The following is a 17,049-nucleotide window of genomic DNA, read 5'->3' on the forward strand; positions in this document are numbered from 1 at the left end:
CATGGTTAGTGCCGATCCGGCAGCCCCCCGCACCTCCGACGCGCGTCTGGAGCTGATGCGGCGCAAGCTCGCCGAGCGGGGCCTCGCGTCAGCATCGGGAGATTCCGGGCAATCGGCCACCGGCATGCAAGGTGCGCCGATCGATCCCACGGTGCTGTCGGACGGGCAGCGCCGGATGTGGTTCGTGCAGGGGTTCGATCCGAGCGGGGTACTGCTCAACATCTGTCTGTCCTACCGGCTCGACGGGGTGATCGATGCCGAGCGGTTGCACGACGCCGTCAACGCGGTGGCACAACGACACCCGATCCTGCGCACCACCTACCAGGCCGACGAGAACGGCGAGCCGACGGCGACGGTGCACGATGACCTGGCCCCGGGGTGGATGTTCCATGACCTGTCGGACAAGTCCGAGCGGGCACGCAAGCTACGCCTTGAGGTGCTGGCCCAGCGCGAGTTCGGCACAGCCTTCGAACTGAACAGCGACTCCCCGTTGCGGATCACGCTGATCAAGACCGGTCCGAGTGAGCACGTGATGTTGCTCGTGGCCCATCACATCGCCTGGGACGACGGTTCATGGCGGGTGTTCTTCACCGACCTCACCCGGGCCTACGGTGGGGCGCAGCTCGCCGAGACACCGCGCGTGACGGTATCCGAGGCGCCAGACGGCGATGCGGATCTGGCCTACTGGCGCGAGGCCCTGGCCGATCCGCCGGAGCCGCTGGAGTTGCCCGGGCCCGCGGGTTCGGTGGTGCCCAGCGGTTTCCGGTCCCAGCGCAGCACGGTCCGGTTGTCCGTCGGGACCGTCCAGCAGGTGTCGGCCCTGGCGCGCGACACCGGCGCCACCCCGTACATGGTGCTGCTCGCGGCGTTCGGTGCGCTCGTCTACCGCTACACCCATACCGACGATTTCCTGGTCGCCACCCCGGTGCTGAACCGCGACACCGACGAAACCATCGGCTATTACGGCAACACGGTGGCAATGCGGCTTCGGCCACAGGGTACCCTCGGGTTCCGCGAACTGGTCGCGGAAACCCGGGACACCGCCATCGGTGCGTTCGCGCATCAGCGCGTCAACCTCGACCGGGTGGTGGCCGAACTCAACCCGGACCGGCGCCACGGCGCCGAACGGATGACGCGGGTGAGCTTCGGGTTCCGCGAGTCCGACGGCGGCGGGTTCCGCCCGGACGGCGTGACGTGTGGCCGTGCCGACCTGCGCGGCCAACACACCCAGCTGCCACTGGGTTTCATGGTCGAGCTCGACGCCGAGGGTGCGGTCGTGGAGGCCGAACATCTCACCGAGGTGATGGATGCCGAGCTGGCCGCGCAGATGCTGCGGCACTTCGCCGTGCTGCTCGACAGTGCGCTCGCCGAGCCTGATCGGCCGCTGTCTGCGCTGGACCTGTTCACCGCCGAGGATGCCGAGTGGATGCGGGCAGTGTCCACCGGTGAGCAGTTCGACACGCCGGGAACCACGTTGGCCGCGCTGGTCACCGAACAGGCCGCCCGTACCCCCGATGCCATCGCCGTGGTCTATGAGGGCAGGCAATACAGCTACCGCGAGATCAACGAATCGGCGAACCGGTTGGCGCACTGGCTGATAGGCCAGGGCATCGGCACCGAGGACCGCGTCGCCGTGCTGCTGGAAAAATCGCCGGAGCTGGTCATCACCGCGCTGGGCATCGTCAAGGCCGGAGCCGTGTACCTCCCTGTCGACCCGACCTATCCCGAGGATCGACTCACCTACATCCTCGCCGATTCCGACCCGAAGACCATTCTTCGCGAGCCGGTCGACGGCCTGGAGAGCTATCCGGCCACCGATCCCACCGACGCTCAACGGATCCGGCCGCTGCGCCCGGACAACACGGCGTATCTGATCTACACGTCGGGATCCACGGGTTTACCCAAGGGCGTACCGGTGCCGCACCGGCCGATCGCGGAGTACTTCGTCTGGTTCGGGCGCGATTACCAGGTCACCGAAGACGAACGCCTGCTGCAGGTGGCATCGCAGAGCTTCGACGTGTCGATCGGCGAGATCTTCGGCATGCTGGCCGCTGGTGCGCGCCTGGTGATCCCGAAGCCGGGTGGTCTGGGCGACATCGGATATCTCACCGACCTGTTGCGCGACGAGGGCATCACCTCGATGCACTTCGTCCCGTCGCTGCTCGGGCTGTTCCTTTCGCTGCCCGGCGTCAACGAGTGGCGCACGCTGCAGCGCGTGCCGATCGGTGGCGAGGCGCTGCCGGGGGAGATCGCCGACAAGTTCCTCGCCACGTTCGACTCGCTGCTGCACAACTTCTACGGTCCCACCGAAACGGTGCTCAACTGCACGCGTTACAAGGTGGAGGGCAAGCAGGGCGCCCGGATAGTGCCGATCGGTACACCGAAGATCAACACCACGATCCATCTGCTCGACGATGCGTTGCAGCCGGTACCGGTCGGGGTGATCGGTGAGATCTACATCGGCGGAACACATGTCGCGCACGGCTACCACGACCGCCCCCGCCTCACGGCAGAGCGGTTCGTCGCCGATCCGTTCAACCCCGGCGGACGGATGTACCGGTCGGGCGACCTGGCTCGGCGCAACGCCGACGGTGACATCGAATTTGTCGGCCGCGCCGATGAGCAGGTCAAGATCCGTGGCTTCCGAATCGAACTCGGCGAGGTCTCCGCGGCCATCTCGGTCGACCCGTCGGTGGGTCAGGCCGTGGTGGTGGTCAGCGACCTGCCGTCGCTGGGCAAGAGCCTGGTCGCCTACATCACACCGGCCGCCGATGCCGAAATGGTGGAGGTCGACCGTATCCGGGCCAGGGTGACGGCCGCGCTGCCCGAGTACATGATCCCGGCAGCGTTCGTCGAGCTGCCCGAGATCCCGATCACGGCGCACGGCAAGATCGATCGCCGGGCACTACCCGAGCCGGAGATCCGCTCGGCCACAGTATTCCGTGCTCCGGACACCGAAACCGAACATGCGATCGTCGCGCTGTTCGGCGAATTGCTCGAGCGCGACGGTGTCGGCGCCGACGACTCGTTCTTCGATCTCGGCGGTCACTCCCTGCTGGCCACCAAATTGGTTGCCGCGGTGCGGGCTCGCTTCGGGGTGGATCTCGGGGTCGCCGACGTGTTCGAGAACGCCACGGTGGCGGGCCTGGCCGCTCGGGTCGACGAATTACTGGCATCGGGCAGCGGCACGGGCCTGCCCCCGATCGTGGCCGTCCGGCACGACGGACCGTCGCAGATGTCGGCGGCCCAGCACCGGCAGTGGTTCCAGTTCCGCATCGACGGACCGAACCCGGTCAACAATGTGCCCTTCGCAGCACGACTGACCGGACCCTGCGATGTGGAGGCCCTGGCCGGGGCGGTCGGCGATGTGGTTTCCCGGCACGAGATCTTGCGCACCACCTACCGCGAAATCGACGGTGTCCCTTACCAGGTCATTCATCCCGCGGGCCCGGTGACGGTGCGCCGAGCCGAGGGCACCGGTGAAGACTGGTTGCAGGGCGAACTCGATGCCGAGCGGCGGTATTGCTTCGACCTGGAGAACGAGTGGCCGATTCGGGCGGCGGTGCTGTCCACCCCAGGTGCGCATGTGCTGTCGTTGATGGTTCACCACATCGCCGCCGATCATTGGTCGGGCGCTGTGCTGTTCACCGATCTGATGACCGCCTACCACGCCCGCCGGGCCAATTCGACGCCCGAGTGGGCCCCGCTGCCGGTCCAGTACGCCGACTTCGCGGACTGGCAGGCCGAAATGCTGTCGAGCGCGGGCGAGCGAATCGGTGAGCAACGCGACTACTGGACAAAGCAACTGGCTGGTCTGTCGGCTGACCACAATATCGAGAACGGCCTTCAACCGGACTTCCCGCGCCCGCCGGTGCCCACTGGTGAGGGCAAGGCGCTCGACTTCACCATCGACGCAGCCGTCCGCGGCAAGCTCGTCGAACTCGCCCGTGAGCTCGGCGTCACTGAGTTCATGGTGCTGCAGGCCGCCGTTGCGATCGCCCTGCACAAAGCCGGGCAGGGCACCGACATCGCGCTGGGCACACCGGTAGCCGGGCGTACCGCCCCCGAACTCGATGCGCTGATCGGGTTCTTCATCAACATCGTGGTGCTGCGGAACGACCTGTCCGGCAACCCGACACTGCGCGAGGTGCTGGGGCGTTCCCGCGACATGGCACTGGCCGCCTACCAGAATCAGGACCTGCCGTTCGACCGGGTGGTCGACGCGGTGAGCCCGGTGCGCTCGCTGTCGCGCAACCCGCTTTTCGGTGTGGTGGTGCACGTGCGTGAGGATCTGCCGGCACGTCAGGTCATCGATACCGGAGCCGACGGTGAAACCCATTTCACCGCACTGGAACCCACCTTTGACGTGGCGCATGCGGACCTGTCGCTGAATTTCTTCGCCGAGGCCGGCGGCGGGCAGCAGGGCGGATATCGGGGCACCGTCATCTACCGCACCGAGCTCTACGAGGCGGCCACCGCACAACGCCTCGTCGGCTGGCTGCAGCGCATCGTCGCGGCATTCGCCGGCGACGCCGACCAGACCGTGCGCGACATCTCGGTTCTCGATCCGGCCGAGCGCGACCTGCTGGTCGACGACTGGAGTCGCAAGGCGGCACCGCCGGCCGGGCTGCCGCAGACCGAAGGCGCCGACCGCGTCTACCTGCTTGACGAATGGCGGCAGCCGGTGGCCATCGGTGTCGTGGGCGACGTCCACTACGCCGGCGGTGCGGTGGACGAGGCATCCGGCGCGGCCACCGGCGTCGGCGCAGATCGATTCGCGCCCAATCCGTTCGGGGACGGGCAGTTGTACCGCACCGGGGACCGGGCCCGCTGGACCACCGACGGGCGGCTCGAGCCCATCACCGCGGGTGAACCACGGCTGCAGGCCGCCCTGGAAGACCTCGACGGGGTCGCCGCTGCGGCGACCCGATACTGGGAGGCCCGCGGGGCCACGACACTGGCCGGGTACGTGGTGCTCGAGCCGGAAGTGGCTGACGCCGAAGCCTTCCTGGAGACAGCGCGGGCCGCGCTGCCCGAGGAGTTCACCGGTGCGCTGCTGACGGTGGCCGATACCGTCGAAACCGCCAAGCTGACCCGTCCGCGCATCACCACGACGGCACCCGCCGAGCCGCCGGCCACCCCGACCGAGGAGACCCTGGCGGCGATGCTGGTAACCCTCCTCGGCGTGACCGAAGTGGGACGGTACGACGACTTCTTCACCCTTGGCGGCGACAGCATCCTGGCCGTGCAGCTCGCGGCACGGGCCAGGGATGCCGGGGTGGCGATGACGGCGCGCATGGTGTTCGAACATCCCGGCCTGGCCGACCTGGCCGCCGCGATCGATGCGTCGGCCACGAAAGAAACAGTCGCCGACGTCCACCATGAGCCGATGTCCGCATCGGGCCTGTCGCCCGACGAGCTGGCCGCGCTGACCGCGGGATGGGGCCAAGACCAGGGGATCGCGACGTGACGACCACCGGAACGCCGCCCGGCGTCGAGGATGTCCTGGCGCTGAGCCCGCTGCAACAGGGGTTGTATTCGCTGGCCGGCCTGACCGAAGGTGACGCCGGCGCCGACCCCTACGTCATCGCGATGGCCGCCGACATCGACGGGGCGCTGGACGCCGAGCTGCTGCGGGCCTGTGCCGAGGCGATGCTGGTGCGCCATCCCAACCTGCGGGCCAGCTTTTTCCAGGGGAACCTGAGCCGCCCGGTGGCGGTGGTCCCGTCGGCCGTCGAATTGCCGTGGCGGCATGTGCATGCCGATGACGAGCAGGCGCTCACCCTGGAAGCTGAGGAACGCGCCCGGCGCTTCGACCTGGGTCGAGGGCCGCTGATCCGGTTCGTGCTCATCGAAAAGCCCGGGCAACGTTGGCGACTGGTGATTGTTGCCCATCACATCGCAATCGACGGCTGGTCGCTACCGGTCTTCGTCGGTGAGCTGATCGCCCTCTACGGCGCCAAGGGCGACGTGGCAGCGCTGCCGTCGGGGGTCCGGCCATATCGCGACTACATCGGCTGGCTGGCCGGGCGCGATCAGGAGGCCAGCCGGGCGCGTTGGCAGGCACATCTCTACGGCATGGACGCCCCCACGTTGTTGTCGCCGGTGTTGTCCGGACTGACGGCCGAGCCTGGTCTGCCCGCACGCACCGAGGTGACCCTCGACGAACAGCAGTCCGCCGAAATCCTCGAGGCCGCCCGGCGACGCGGCGTCACGGTCAACACGCTGTTCCAGATGGCTTGGGCAACAATCCTTTCGGTTTTCACCGACCGCACCGATGTGGTGTACGGCGTCACCGTGTCGGGTCGCCCCGACGAGCTGGCCGGAGTGGAATCGATGGTCGGCCTGTTCATCAACACCGTGCCGCTGCGGGTCAGGGTCGACCCCAAGGTGCTCGTTGGGAATCAGTGCCTGGCGCTGCAGCGCGAAGCCGCCGAGCTGCGCGAGCACAGCTACCTCAGCCACACCGAGTTGCGTTCGCTCGGCGGGATCGGCGAGCTGTACGACACACTGCTGGTCTACGAGAACTTCCCGCCCGGCGGGCTGGTCGGCAGTGACGAATTCGCTCTCGGTGAGGCGGTGCTACGGCCCTCGGCATTGGAGAGCCTGTCGCATTTCCCCGTCACCATCGCCGCGCATCCCAGCCACGGCCGGCTCACCGTGCTGGTCGAAACCCTCGACGGGGCACTGGGAATGCTCGATCCGCAGGCACTGGGCCTGCGGGTGCTGAGCGTCGTGCAGCGGCTGTTGGACTGCTGGGAGCGTCCGCTGCGCGAGGTCGCGGTCACCCTCGATGGTGAGTCGCAAGCCGTCGGTGCGCCGCAGATTGCTCAGATGTACGACGGATTACCCGCTGGCTTTCATTCCGCGTTCAGTGAGACGGCTGCCGAGCGGCTCGGTTCGGTCGCCTTGAGCTGGGACGGGGGAGAACTCAGCTATCGCGAACTCGACGATGCTGCGGATCGCCTGGCCGCCGAGCTGATCCGGCGCGGCGTGGACGACGAAACTCCTGTGCCGATCCGGTTGCGCCGTGGGCCCGACTACGTGGTCGCGATGCTCGCAGTGCTCAAGGCGGGCGCGATGATCGTGCCGCTGGATCCCGCCATGCCCGATGAACGGGTGGCCGAGATCCTGCGTCAGATCGGCGCGGGCCGGCACTCACTCGTCGTCGACGAGGCCCTGCTGGCGTCCGTCGGTACCGAGCCGGACGTCGATTACCGGCCCGCACCGGTGTACCCCGGGCAGGGTGCCTACATCGTGTTCACCTCGGGAACCACCGGAAAACCCAAGGGCGTCATCGGAACCCATCAGGCCCTGTTGGCCTACTGCGCCGATCATGCCCACCAGCTGCTGCAGCCGGCGGCCACCCGACTCGGCCGTCCGTTGCGGGTGGCCCACGCGTGGTCGTTCACGTTCGATGCGGCTTGGCAACCGTTGGCGGCTCTGCTCGACGGGCATACCGTGCACATCGTCGCCGACGAGGTGCAGCGTGACGCCGAGGCGCTGGTGGAGACCATCGGGCGCTTCGCGATCGACATGATCGACACCACGCCGTCGATGTTCGCCTCCCTGCGGGCCGCGGGCCTGCTTACCCAGGTGCCGCTGGCGGTGCTCGCGCTCGGCGGCGAGGCCATCGACACCGCCACGTGGCGGGGTATCCAGGCCGAATGTGAGCGCACGTGGATGTCTGCGCACAACTGCTACGGTCCGACCGAGACCACCGTGGAAGCCGTCGTCGCGACGATCGGCGAGTACGCGCAGCCCTGCATCGGGCGTCCCACGGAGTCGACCGAGGCCTATGTGCTCGACGGCTGGCTGCGGCCGGTTCCTGACGGTGTGTGCGGCGAATTGTATTTGGCCGGTGGCCAGTTGACCCGCGGGTATCTCGGCCGGCCGGGAGAGACAGCCGGACGGTTCGTCGCCGATCCGTTCACCGCAGGTGCCCGCATGTACCGCACCGGCGACGTGGTGCGCCGGAATCCGGACTCGAATGCTCTCGAGTTTCTCGGCCGCAGCGACGACCAGGTCAAGATCCGTGGCTTCCGGGTGGAGCCCGGAGAGGTGGCCGCGACGCTGCATACCCACCCCGGGGTGCGGCATGCCCATGTGGCGGTTCGGCAGCACCGGAGCGGGCCGCGCCTGATTGCGTACGTGGTGACCGATACTCCGGTCACCGAGTTGCGCGGGATGCTGACCGACACCCTGCCAAGACATCTGGTGCCTCACCACATCGTGGCCGTCGACGAGATCCCCCTGACCACCAACGGCAAGGTCGACGACGCCGCACTCGCGGCGCTGGGTACCGGCGGACGCTCCGAAGGGGCTGAGCACCCCGCCACCGAGACGGAGCGGCTGCTGGCCCAGGTGCTGGCCGAAGTGCTGGGGACCACTGACGGTGCGGGCGTGGACGTCACCGCGGACTTCCTCGATCTCGGGCTGGACAGCATCGTGGCCTTGTCGGTCGTGCAGGCTGTGCGGCGCCGTGGTGTGGCGCTGCGCGCCCGTCTGATGTTGGACTGTGCGACTGTCCGTGAACTCGCGGCCGCGATCGACGCCGATGCGGCCGCCGTGGCGCGGGCGCAAGGCGCGGCCGACGAAGCCCCACCGGATACCGGCCCGATCCCGTTGCTGCCCAACGGGCGTTGGCTCTACCAGTACGGCGACCCGCGCCGGCTCGCACAGACAGAGGTGTTCCGCCTGCCCGCCGGGATGACCCGAGATCAGCTGGAAGCACTGCTGCGCAACGTGATCGACGGACATGAGGTGCTGCGCACCCGATTGGACCGCGCGACCCTGACCTTGGTTCCGCATACACCAGGTGAGGTGTTCTCGGAGGCGACCGGGTCGGGTGAGATCAATGCCGCGGTGGCCGAGCAGGCTGACCTCTCGGTGCAACGCCTGGATCCGCAGAACGGGTCGATGCTCGATGCGGTGTGGCTGCATCACCCGCAGACCGAAGACGGCCTGTTGATCCTCACCGCCCACGTGCTGGCGCTGGACCCGGCGTCGTGGCGGATCCTGGTCGGTGAGCTCGAAAATGCCTGGCATGCAATATCGTCCGGTCGCACCCCACTCCCGGTGCGGGAGCACACTTCGCTGCGACAGTGGTCCCGGCTGCTGTCCGAGCGGGCGGCCACGCTCGACACCTGCGGCTTCTGGGAGCAGCAGTTCGAGGGCGACGATCCGGAAATCGGCGCGCGGCGGATCGATCCGTCCGCCGACCGGATGGCCGATGTGACGATCAAGATGGCCTTCGCCGAGCCCGACGTGACGGCCCGACTGCTCACCGGTGCGGTGCCGGTGACCGAGGTGCTGGCCGCGGCGACCGCCCGTGCCCTGAGCACCTGGCGTCGCCACCGCGGCCAGCCGACCCCTGCGCCCGTGTTGGCGCTGGAAACCCACGGCCGGTCCGACGCGGTGGTGTCAGATCATGACGAGGTCGATACCGGCGACACCGCAGGGTTGCTCAGCATGATCTACCCCTTGCGGTTGAGCGCCGACGACGCCCGTGGGGTCGCCGCGCAGGTGGCCGCGATCCCAGGCGACGCGATCGACTACGGGTTGCTGCGGTACTTGCGCGAGGACACTGCCGAACGGCTGGGCGCACATCGGGATCCGCAAGTACTGCTCAACTATCTGGGCCGTATCGAACTGGATGCGGCCGACCATGCCCTACTGCAGGACCGTTCGTTGCAGACCGGGGTGACTCCGGTTCCCGAACCGAATGTCGCTGTGCGCCATGAACTGACGGTCATGGCCGCGGTAATAGACCGCGACGGGTCGGCCGTGCTCGGCACCCAATGGCGGACCCTGCCCGACATTCTGTCCGCCGAGGACATCGCCACCCTGCAGGCGATGTGGCTGGACGCATTGCGAGAGGTGATCACATGAGTGCCCCATCGGCTCCCACCCTGGCCGTCATCGGTGCCGGGCCCAAGGCCATCGCGGTGGCGGCCAAGGCGGCCGAGCTGCGGGCGATGGGCGTGCCCGCCCCCGACGTTGTCGTCATCGAACGCGCCGGGGTGGCCGCCAACTGGCAGGCCGTCGGCGGTTGGACCGACGGTAACCATCGCCTCGGCACCGGTCCGGAGAAGGACGTCGGCTTCCCCTACCGGTCGTCTCTGGTGTCGCGGCGCAACGCCGAACTCGACGAGCGGATGACCCGGCACAGTTGGCAGGCCTACCTGATCGCCACCGGCGGATTCGCCGAATGGGTCGACCGGGGCCGGCCCGCACCGACCCACAAACGCTGGAGTCAGTATCTGGGCTGGGTGGCCGAGGACGTCGGGATGAATGTGGTTTCCGGTGAGGTGGAACGTATCTCGGTTGGCGCTGACGCCGGCGGTGCCGGCAATTCTGCCGACGCCGACGGTGCCGGCAATTCTACGGACGCTCACCGGTGGGTGCTGAACACCGCCGAGGACACCGTGTACGCCGACGGGCTGATGGTGACCGGGCCCGGTCAGGCCGAACGTTCGGTGCTGCCCGGCAATCCCCGGGTGATGTCGATCGCGCAGTTCTGGCATCAGGCCGGTAAGCACGAAATGATCAACGCCGAACGGGTGGCGGTGATCGGGGGCGGCGAGACCGCCGCGTCGATGCTCAACGAGCTTTTCCGCCACCGGGTTTCGACGATCACGGTGATCTCGCCCACGGTCACCCTGTTCACCCGCGGCGAGGGGTTCTTCGAGAACACCCTGTTCTCCGACCCGACCGGATGGACCGGGCTGACCATGGCCGAGCGCCGGGATGCCCTGGCCCGCACCGATCGTGGGGTGTTCTCGGCCCGGGTGCAGGACGCGTTGTTGGCCGACGATCGGATCCGTCATCTGCGTGGCCGGGTCGCCCACGCGGTGGCCCGCGACGAGCGGATCCGGTTGACGTTGTCGACCAACACCGGGGGCGAAGCGGTCGAGACGGTGCACGGCTTCGACCTGGTGATCGACGGGTCCGGTGCCGACGCGCTGTGGTTCGCGCCGTTGTTCAGCCAGGACGCGCTGGACCTACTCGAGCTGGGGCTCGGCGGTCCGCTGACCGGTGACACCCTTCAAGAGCACATCGGGCACGATCTGGCCCTGAACGACGTGTTCCCCAAACTGTTCCTGCCGGGGCTGGCCGGGCTCACCCAGGGGCCGGGCTTCCCGAACCTGAGCTGCCTCGGCCTGTTGTCCGACCGGGTGCTGGGTGCGAACCTGGCCAACCCCTCGATGAGGAGAGTCGATGAGTTCCAATCCGTTCGATGACGAGAACGGCACGTTCTACGTGCTGGTCAACGATGAGGACCAGCACAGCCTGTGGCCGGCATTCGCCGATGTGCCCGAGGGCTGGCGGGTGATCTTCGGTGCGGCCGGCCGGGCCGAGTGCCTGAGCCATGTCGAGCAGGCCTGGTCGGACCTGCGGCCCCGGAGCCTGCGTGAGGCAATGGCACAGTAGCGGGGGACTGATCCGCCAACAGCTAGGCCAGGTTCGGGGCGAGCGCGTCCATGTCGAACAGCCGGGCGTGCAGGATGGTGCGATTCCGGAGGGCTGAACGCACCGCACGGTGCAGCCCGTCCTCCAGATAGATGTCGCCGCGCCATCTCACCGCGTGGGGGAACAGGTCGCCGTAGAACGTCGAGTCCTCGGACAGCAGCCGGTCCAGCGCGAGCACTGTGGTGGTCGTGACCAGCTCGTCGAGGCGCAGCTGGCGAGGCGGGATGCGGGACCAGTCCCGGTGGGAGAGCCCGTGCTCCGGGTACGGTTTGCCCTCTTGGACGCCCTTGAAGATCATCGCCGGCCCGCCTCCGTCGCAGTAGTGCGCGGTGTTGCCATCGGCATAGTCGCCTAGGTTAATACCCTCGTGGGTGATTGCCCGCGCCGGTGTCGCTCGGCACGATGACCCGGAGCTGTCACCGCAGAATCGGTAAACCTGCTGCTGGTCGGTAAAATGAACCGAGCTGAACGCACACATCGCTGCTGCGAAGGGTAGGTGAACTGGTGGGGAGTGCCGACGAGCGTCGTTTCGAGGTGCTGCGCGCCATCGTCGCCGACTTCGTGGCCACCAAGGAGCCGATCGGCTCCAAGACTCTGGTGGACCGTCACAACCTCGGCGTGTCGAGCGCCACGGTCCGCAATGACATGGCGGTGCTCGAGGCCGAGGGCTACATCACCCAGCCCCACACGAGCTCGGGGCGGGTGCCCACCGAGAAGGGCTACCGCGAGTTCGTCGACCGCATCGACAACGTCAAGCCGCTGTCTTCATCGGAGCGCCGCGCGATCCTGTCCTTCCTGGAGTCCGGGGTCGACCTCGACGACGTGCTACGGCGCGCGGTGAGGCTGCTGGCGCAGCTGACCAGGCAGGTCGCGATCGTGCAGTACCCGACGCTCTCCACGTCGTCCGTCCGCCACCTCGAGGTGGTTGCGCTGACTCCCGCCCGGTTGCTGCTGGTGGTCATCACCGATTCGGGCCGGGTGGATCAGCGCATCGTGGAGCTCGGCGATGCGATCGACGAGCATGAGCTGTCCAAACTCCGCGAGATGCTGGGGCAGGCGTTGGAAGGCAAGCCGCTGACGGCGGCGGCGATCGCGGTGAGCGATCTGGCCACGCATCTCAACGGCCACGGCGCACTGGCCGATGCCGTCGGCCGATCGGCGACGGTCCTGGTAGAGACCCTCGTCGAGCACACCGAAGAACGACTGCTGCTGGGCGGCACCGCCAACCTGACCCGCAACACCGCCGATTTCGGCGGATCGCTGCGGTCGGTGCTGGAGGCACTCGAGGAGCAGGTGGTGGTACTGCGGCTGTTGGCGGCCCAGCAGGAAGCGGGCAAGGTAACCGTGCGGATCGGTCACGAGACCGAGGCCGAGCAGATGCTGGGAACGTCGGTGGTGAGCACCACGTACGGCAGCTCGGGCAAGGTGTACGGCGGAATGGGTGTGGTAGGTCCCACCCGAATGGACTACCCGGGAACGATCGCCAATGTTGCGGCGGTTGCTCTTTATATCGGCGAAGTCCTAGGTACTCGTTAATCCAGCCGGTCGATCCGGCATAGAAAGGTCAGGCAAGGTCAGCGTGGCACGCGATTATTACGGCTTGCTCGGAGTGAGCAAAGGCGCGAGCGATTCAGAGATCAAACGCGCCTATCGGCGGCTGGCGCGTGAGCTGCACCCCGACGTCAATCCCGACCAGGAAGCCCAGAGCAGGTTCACCGAGATCCAGGTCGCCTACGAGGTGCTGTCGGACCCGGAGAAGCGCCGCATCGTCGACATGGGTGGCGACCCGATGGAGTCGGTCGGTGGAGCGCCCGGCGGGTTCAGCGGATTCGGTGGCCTCGGCGATGTGTTCGAGGCATTCTTCGGTGGCGGAACCTCCTCGCGGGGGCCGATCGGCCGGGTGCGGCCCGGCGCGGATTCACTCCTGCGAATGCGGTTGGACCTTGCGGAGTGCGCCACCGGCGTGACCAAGCAGGTGGCTGTGGACACTGCGGTGTTGTGCGATCTGTGTCAGGGCAAGGGCACGAACGGCAATTCCACCCCGGTCGCCTGTGACACGTGCGATGGTCGCGGCGAGATCCAGACCGTGCAGCGCTCGCTGCTGGGACAGGTGATGACGACCCGTCCGTGCCCCGTGTGTGGGGGAATCGGTGAGGTGATCCCCGATCCGTGCAACCGTTGCGGTGGTGACGGTCGGGTGCGCGCCCGCCGTGAGATCAGCGTCAAGATCCCGGCCGGTGTGGGCGATGGCATGCGGGTGCGCCTGGCCGCGCAAGGTGAGGTCGGACCGGGCGGCGGACCGGCAGGCGATCTGTACGTCGAGGTCCATGAGAAGCAGCACGAGATCTTCGTCCGCGACGGCGACGACCTGCACTGCACGATCTCGGTGCCGATGGTCGACGCTGCGCTGGGCACCACGGTCAGTGTCGACGCGATCCTCGACGGGCCCACCGAACTGACCATCCCCGCGGGCACGCAGCCCGGTGCGGTGACCACATTGCGCGGCCACGGCATGCCGCACCTGCGTTCCGGGGTGCGCGGTGATCTGCACGCCCACATCGACGTGGTGGTGCCATCGAGGCTGGACAGCGCCGATATCGACCTGCTGCGGAAGCTGAAGGAGAATCGGGCCCGCGACGCGGCGGAGGTGCGTTCGACGCAGGCCTCAGCGGGCTCCGGTGGTCTGTTCAGCCGGTTGCGCGAGACGTTCTCCGGCCGCTGACACTGCGGGCGGCACAGTGAGTTCAGCGCTTTTCTATGTCGACGCACTGCCGGGCGCGGGGGAGCTCGCCGTCGTCGACGGCGACGAGGGCTTCCACGCCTCCAACGTGCGTCGCATCCGGGTCGGCGAACAGATCGATCTGAGCGACGGCGCCGGGACGCTGGCCCACTGCGTCGTCGAGGCCACCGCCAAGGGCCAGTTGTCGGCGCGGGTGACCGAGCGGGCCGCCATCAGCGCCCCGCGCCCGACCGTGACCGTGGTGCAGGCGTTGCCCAAGTCCGACCGCTCAGAACTGGCCGTCGAGCTGGCGACCGAGGCGGGTGCGGACAGGTTTGTCGCGTGGCAGGCGACGAGGTGTGTGGCCCGTTGGGAGGGTCCGAAAGTGGACAAGGGTCTGCGGCGCTGGGAAGCGGTGGCACGCTCGGCGGCTCGGCAGTCCCGCCGTACCTACATTCCGGCGGTCGAGGGCGTGGTCTCCACGGCGGCACTGACCCAACGTGTCGCCGACACTGTGGCCGCCGGGGCGATGGTGCTCGCACTGCACGAATCGGCCACCGCTCCTCTGGCCGAACTGCCTCTGGCTCAGGCGGATTCACTGATGCTCATCGTCGGACCCGAAGGTGGCATCGCCGATGAGGAGATCGCGGCCCTGACCGGGGCCGGCGCGCAGGCCGTCCGCCTTGGCCCGACCGTTCTGCGGACGTCGACGGCCGCGGCCGTGGCGCTGGGGGCGATCGGTGCGCTGACGGGACGCTGGGAGATTTAGCGCCGACGGGCATGCTGTCCAGGCATTACGCTCCATTCGTGAGTTTGCCGCCCCAGGGCCCGCCGCCCCAAGGTTCGCCGTCGCCCTACGGGCAGCAGCCCCCGCACTGGCCGCCACCACATCCGCAGCAATGGCCCGGGGCGCCGGGTGCTCCGGGCCCATATGGCGCATACGGGCCGCCCCCGTACGGGCAGCCTCCGAACTGGTCTCCGGCTGGACCGCCACTTCAGCCGAAGAAATCAGGACTCGGCAAGGTGATCGTCGGCGGCGTCGTCGTCCTGAGCGTCGCGGTCCTCGCAGTGATCGGGTACGGGGTCGCCAAGGTCTCCGGTGAGGGACAGGACCGGACTGCCTACTCGGCATCCAGTTTCTCCGACGTCTGCGACAAGGATTGGATCAGTACCGCCCCGGAATACGGCAAGCCCTACAACATCGCGGCCTTCTACCAGGGGCTCGGAATCATGGGCGAAGCCTGGTTGTCGGTCCCTTCCAACAAATGGGCCACGTCCAACGAGTACTCCAAGATCAACGTCGTCGCCTGCCTGGACCGAAAGACGGGCACCGAGGCGAAATCCATTCCGTGTGTCTTTGACGACGACGGGAGCCGTATCACCGTCGACTACTACTCCGCCGACTACACGATCGAGCTCCGCGAAGCCAAGACCGGCAAGGTCGTCCAGGACCTGGGCACGGTGTCGGGTACTGCCGACTCGTGTCCGTTCATCGCGTCCTACGAGCGCCGGTCCAAGAAGATGTACGCCGCTCCGGACGGTGACGCAGTGCAGGCCAAGTTGGACGCGTTCGCAGGCTAAGATCCGCCATCCCGTTACGCTGACCTGTGCGTTTACCCAGTCAGTGGGCCCGGCCCGTCAACCGTGACGCACCGATCACCGCCGGGGCGCTCAACCATTGGGGCGTGTCGTTGACCAGCGGTAAACTGGGGACAGTACAACGGCAGCCGGCCGTTTTGAGAACACGGAAAGCAGGCACAAACTCCACGTGACGCCCCGCGACACGACCGCTGACTCGTCGACCACCGCATCGGAATCGGTCCGCAGCAGCATCACTGTTCCGCCCGACATCATCGTGGGCCTGCTCGGCTCGGCTGATGAGAACTTGCGGGCACTCGAAAGACTTCTGACTGCCGACATCCACGTCCGCGGCAACGAGATCACCTTCACCGGCGAGCCGGCCGATGTGGCACTGGCCGAACGTGTCGTCGCCGAGCTGATCGCCGTCGCGTCGAGCGGCCAGGCGGTGACTCCCGAGGCGGCGCGGCACAGCGTCGCGATCCTCACCGGTACGGAGGACGAGTCCCCGGCCGAGGTGCTCACCCTCGACATCCTGAGCCGCCGCGGCAAGACGATCCGGCCCAAGACGCTGAACCAGAAGCGCTACGTCGACGCCATCGATGCGCACACCATCGTGTTCGGCATCGGTCCGGCCGGTACCGGCAAGACCTACCTGGCGATGGCCAAGGCCGTCAGCGCCCTGCAGACAAAACAGGTCAACCGGATCATCCTGACCCGCCCCGCGGTCGAAGCCGGTGAGCGCCTCGGCTTCCTGCCGGGCACGCTGAGCGAGAAGATCGACCCGTACCTGCGCCCGCTGTACGACGCGCTGCACGACATGATGGATCCCGAGCTCATCCCAAAGCTGATGAGTGCCGGGGTGATTGAGGTCGCGCCACTCGGGTACATGCGGGGCCGCACCCTCAATGACGCGTTCATCATCCTCGACGAGGCGCAGAACACCACCGCCGAACAGATGAAAATGTTCCTGACTCGGCTCGGTTTCGGATCCAAAGTCGTTGTCACCGGCGATATCACGCAGGTGGACCTGCCCGGCGGTGCCACCTCCGGGCTACGCGCGGCGATGAACATTCTCGACGATATCGACGACATCCACTTCGCCGAGCTCACCAGCGCCGACGTGGTCCGCCACCGCCTGGTGTCCGAGATCGTCGACGCCTACGCGCGACACGAGGAGCCGGCATTGCTCAACCGTTCCCAACGCCGTTCGTCGAACGGGCGGCCCCGCCGATGAGCGACGCTTGCGGAGCGAATCAACAGACGGCATGCGGGGCCCG

General features: G+C 67.7%; 10 protein-coding genes. 9 read left to right on the top strand and 1 reads right to left on the bottom strand.

Features of this window, described 5'->3' with window-relative positions; genetic code table 11:
* Position 1: 1 nt before the first annotated feature.
* The 4 genes from ACZY08_RS26825 to ACZY08_RS26840 are packed head-to-tail and all read left to right on the top strand — an operon-like array spanning position 2 to position 11,433.
* Entirely contained in the window at positions 2-5,470 is a 5,469-nt protein-coding gene (locus ACZY08_RS26825; protein ID WP_463747708.1) for an amino acid adenylation domain-containing protein, read from the top strand.
* Positions 5,467-9,891, top strand: a complete 4,425-nt coding sequence (locus ACZY08_RS26830; RefSeq protein WP_463747645.1) for an amino acid adenylation domain-containing protein — start codon at positions 5,467-5,469, stop codon at positions 9,889-9,891. Before ACZY08_RS26825 ends, ACZY08_RS26830 begins: the two co-directional genes overlap by 4 nt.
* Positions 9,888-11,243, top strand: coding sequence for an NADPH-dependent L-lysine N(6)-monooxygenase MbtG (gene mbtG, locus ACZY08_RS26835; protein ID WP_463747646.1), 1,356 nt, complete (start codon positions 9,888-9,890; stop codon positions 11,241-11,243). The genes ACZY08_RS26830 and mbtG overlap by 4 nt, the downstream gene beginning before the upstream one ends.
* Positions 11,221-11,433 carry an MbtH family protein gene (locus ACZY08_RS26840; RefSeq protein WP_463747647.1) on the top strand — a complete coding sequence of 71 codons (213 nt, stop codon included), beginning with the start codon at positions 11,221-11,223 and terminating at the stop codon, positions 11,431-11,433. Before mbtG ends, ACZY08_RS26840 begins: the two co-directional genes overlap by 23 nt.
* Positions 11,434-11,455: 22 nt before the next feature.
* On the opposite strand, the gene ACZY08_RS26845 is transcribed toward ACZY08_RS26840, so the two are convergent.
* Positions 11,456-11,770 (bottom strand): type II toxin-antitoxin system VapB family antitoxin, encoded by a 315-nt coding sequence (locus ACZY08_RS26845; RefSeq protein WP_463747648.1) that lies wholly within the window; start codon positions 11,768-11,770, stop codon positions 11,456-11,458.
* A gap of 206 nt (positions 11,771-11,976) precedes the next feature.
* On the opposite strand from ACZY08_RS26845, the gene hrcA reads away from it, so the two are divergent.
* The 5 genes from hrcA (at position 11,977) to ACZY08_RS26870 (ending at position 17,006) form a co-directional block, all read left to right on the top strand.
* On the top strand, positions 11,977-13,008 hold the full coding sequence (hrcA, locus tag ACZY08_RS26850) for a heat-inducible transcriptional repressor HrcA (RefSeq protein WP_463747649.1): 1,032 nt from the start codon (positions 11,977-11,979) through the stop codon (positions 13,006-13,008).
* 43 nt (positions 13,009-13,051) lie between these two features.
* A complete protein-coding gene (gene dnaJ / locus ACZY08_RS26855; RefSeq protein WP_463747650.1) occupies positions 13,052-14,194 on the top strand; it encodes a molecular chaperone DnaJ in 1,143 nt (380 codons plus the stop codon).
* A gap of 16 nt (positions 14,195-14,210) precedes the next feature.
* The gene (locus ACZY08_RS26860; RefSeq protein WP_463747651.1) at positions 14,211-14,960 is read left to right on the top strand and encodes a 16S rRNA (uracil(1498)-N(3))-methyltransferase; all 750 of its coding nucleotides are present in this window, start codon (positions 14,211-14,213) and stop codon (positions 14,958-14,960) included.
* A gap of 38 nt (positions 14,961-14,998) precedes the next feature.
* Positions 14,999-15,772, top strand: a complete 774-nt coding sequence (locus tag ACZY08_RS26865) for a hypothetical protein (protein ID WP_463747652.1) — start codon at positions 14,999-15,001, stop codon at positions 15,770-15,772.
* Positions 15,773-15,959: 187 nt separating this feature from the next.
* A complete protein-coding gene (locus tag ACZY08_RS26870; protein ID WP_463747653.1) occupies positions 15,960-17,006 on the top strand; it encodes a PhoH family protein in 1,047 nt (348 codons plus the stop codon).
* Positions 17,007-17,049: the final 43 nt, after the last annotated feature.

It is taken from the genome of Mycobacterium sp. IDUB_9, assembly GCF_055419505.1.